This is a genomic window from Mesorhizobium sp. M7A.F.Ca.MR.148.00.0.0, assembly GCF_003997735.1.
Taxonomy (GTDB): domain Bacteria; phylum Pseudomonadota; class Alphaproteobacteria; order Rhizobiales; family Rhizobiaceae; genus Mesorhizobium.
Genome location: NZ_RZTB01000255.1, coordinates 1 through 1,963, shown reverse-complemented (window position 1 = coordinate 1,963; position 1,963 = coordinate 1). Strand labels below are relative to the sequence as shown.

Genomic DNA, 1,963 nt, shown 5'->3' with positions numbered 1-1,963 from the left:
CCAGCTGAACCTCTTTGCCCGCCGCTTCGATGAGTTGACGCCACAGGCAAAACTGCTGGCGGAGGCGCTGGTGTGAAGTCGCGCTCTACGGCGCTTTGCCCATGGAGCGTAGCGCGTTGATCGCAGCGAGGTATTCGATGAAATGCTTTGGGCAATCGCTTAGCACGAGCCGATAGAGCGGCAACGTCTCGTCGTCACGATGCTGCAGCCGCTGGAATTCCGCTGTGTAGAAATTGGCCTCGCAGACCTGCTCGTTCCTGATGGTTGCATCCGGATCATCAGCCGCCTTCAGTGTCACTTCAGGCGCCTGGTCACCTAGCAGCATGCGGACCAGCGGCGCCGGCCATTTCGTCATGTCGAGCTTTGCCACGCGCAGGATGCTCGACTGCCCGTTGCGGCGCCGGGCAAGGTCCACCCAGATTGCGGAATACGCATCCTGGGGCTGCATTTGGGCGGACTTCTCCAGATCGGCCTGTGCCTTGGCGGCCGGACCAAAGTAGAATCCGGCAATGCCGCGACTTTGATAGAAACCCGCGAATTTTGGGTTTCGACGAACAGCCTCGTTGAAGTTGGCGAAGGCCTCGACATAGTCTGTCTTGTACATACTGGCGATACCCAGCGCTTCGTAGGCGCTGGGATAGTTCGGCGCATAGTGCAACGCCTGAGTGCAATCATTGATCGCGCGATTGTTTTTCGCCATGTACAGCCACACGTAACAGCGCCCGAGATAGGCGGCGGCATCTTCAGGATTGAGGAAGATCGCTTGATCATAGTCCGCGATGGCGGTGTCGTATTTGCCTTTATCGCTCCAGGCCGCGGCACGGTTCCTGTAGGCGCCAGCATAGCCGGCATCTATTGCGATCGCGAGATTGTAATCTGATATGGCGTCATCGTATTTATGCCTGGATGCCCAGACGAGGCCCCTGCTGTCGTAGGCTTGCACATAGCCTGGATTGATGGCGATCGCGTAATCGTAGTCCGCCAGCGCAAGATCATACTCGCCTTTGTACGACCAGACCCGACCCCGATTGGTGACGGCTTCGGCATAATGGGGATTGAGGGTGATCGCCTGGCTAAGGTCGGCTAAGGCCCGGTCCGCATCATCGATGTACGACCATAGCAGACCGCGATTGTTGTAGCCGACGGCGTTTTTCGGATCGAGGCTGATCGCCTGATCGTACTCGGCAATGGCCCGCTTGTAGAACATCTTGCTCGCCCAGACATCAGCGCGGTCGCGGTAGATCGAGGCATCCTTTGGATCGAGCCTGATCGCCTGGTCATAGTCAGCAATGGCGCGAGCCTTGTCGCCTTTCTTCATCCAGATCTCGGCGCGCCGTCGAAAGGCGAGGATATGATTCGGATCGAGCGCAATCGCCTGGTCGAGGTCCGCAATGGCGCGGTCATATTCGCCGCTGCCGTCCAGTGCATTCGCTCGGTTGAAATGGGCAAGGGCTTGATCATTCACCGATACGGCCTTGTCCTCCAGCAGGCTGGTGCACACGACGATCCGCTTGGGGGCGTCGAGCTCATCGTCGCCGCAATTGTGCAGACGATTATCGGCTGCCATGACCGGCGGGCCGAATGCGAGCAGGACCGCAAGGCAAGCAAGGTAACACTGCGCCACTTTAGTCAAACGCCCATATCGATGAAGCATCATGTCAGAAAAACTTGGAACATCATTGCAGATCGCCGACCTTGTGCCAGCTTGATCGGGCAAATTCTTGACCAAGAAAATTAATATCGAAGAAATCCGGACGGGCCACGCGCCGGCGGCATGTGTCGACAGCGGGGCATCACCACCTTCAATCGCCCGATCACAACACGATTGTCCTAGTCTGCGCGCTGCCTTTCGCCAGCACGTTCGGCCGCCTGCAGGCAGACGACCTACCCAGTTCGCGTGAAAACAGCGCCTTGCTTTTCAAATATCCGTGACGTAGCTTGTTTGCACATTGGCAAAAAAATA

1 protein-coding gene is annotated in these 1,963 nt (G+C 57.5%); it reads right to left on the bottom strand.

Translation table 11 applies throughout. The features are described from left to right. Positions 1-85: 85 nt before the first annotated feature. A complete protein-coding gene (locus tag EOB49_RS33690; protein WP_127383483.1) occupies positions 86-1,729 on the bottom strand; it encodes a tetratricopeptide repeat protein in 1,644 nt (547 codons plus the stop codon). Between the last annotated feature and the right edge of the window lie 234 nt (positions 1,730-1,963).